This is a genomic window from Propionivibrio limicola (assembly GCF_009469695.1).
Taxonomy (GTDB): Bacteria; Pseudomonadota; Gammaproteobacteria; order Burkholderiales; family Rhodocyclaceae; genus Propionivibrio; species Propionivibrio limicola.
Genome location: NZ_SSSR01000046.1, coordinates 1 through 590, shown reverse-complemented (window position 1 = coordinate 590; position 590 = coordinate 1). Strand labels below are relative to the sequence as shown.

Here is a 590-nt window from a genome sequence, read left to right as displayed (position 1 = left end):
AGGGGTCCGCCGCAGTCCGGGCAACTGCATTCAGCGGGGAGGTGCTCCACGGTATCCCGCGGCAGATGCTCGGGCAGGGGTTTGCGTCTTGGCCGGGATGTTGCCGGAGCCGCCGGCTCCGGTTCGGTCGCCGGTGCGGACTCATCCGGTTCGGCGGGTTCGGCCGGTTCGTTGCCGGACAGTTCGCCGCGCCCGCTTTCGAGTTCTTCCAGAGCCAGTTCCAGTTGAGCCACCGTCTCATCCAGTTGTTCGGAACGACGACCGAACTGCATGCGTCGCAATTTGGCGATGACAAACTTGAGGTGCTCGATCTCGGCCTGCTGAGCACTGACCAGCGCTTTGAGCAAGGCCGGGTTGTCGGGCAGGACGTCGGGCGAGAACATGCCGGGAGTTTACGCGAAACCGCCTCCTGTGAACAGCCCTGTTTACAAAGGTTTACGCCTTCTCTACGCGGCGCGTTCCGGGTTCCAGGTGCGTACCGGACGGCGCCAGTCGATCCCTTCGAGCAGCATGGAAAGCTGCGCCGTCGTCAGGTGCACGGCCCCTTCGGCGGCTTGCGGCCAGAGGAAGCGACCATGCTCCAGACGTTT

2 protein-coding genes are annotated in these 590 nt (G+C 64.2%); both read right to left on the bottom strand.

Going from position 1 to position 590, the window contains the following annotated elements:
• The coding region (locus tag GH659_RS14730; RefSeq protein ID WP_211364278.1) for an IS66 family transposase at window positions 1–383 on the bottom strand (383 nt) is incomplete at its 3' end.
• A gap of 63 nt (window positions 384–446) precedes the next feature.
• Window positions 447–584 carry an IS66 family insertion sequence element accessory protein TnpB gene (tnpB, locus tag GH659_RS14725; RefSeq protein ID WP_343030113.1) on the bottom strand — a complete coding sequence of 46 codons (138 nt, stop codon included), beginning with the start codon at window positions 582–584 and terminating at the stop codon, window positions 447–449.
• Window positions 585–590: the final 6 nt, after the last annotated feature.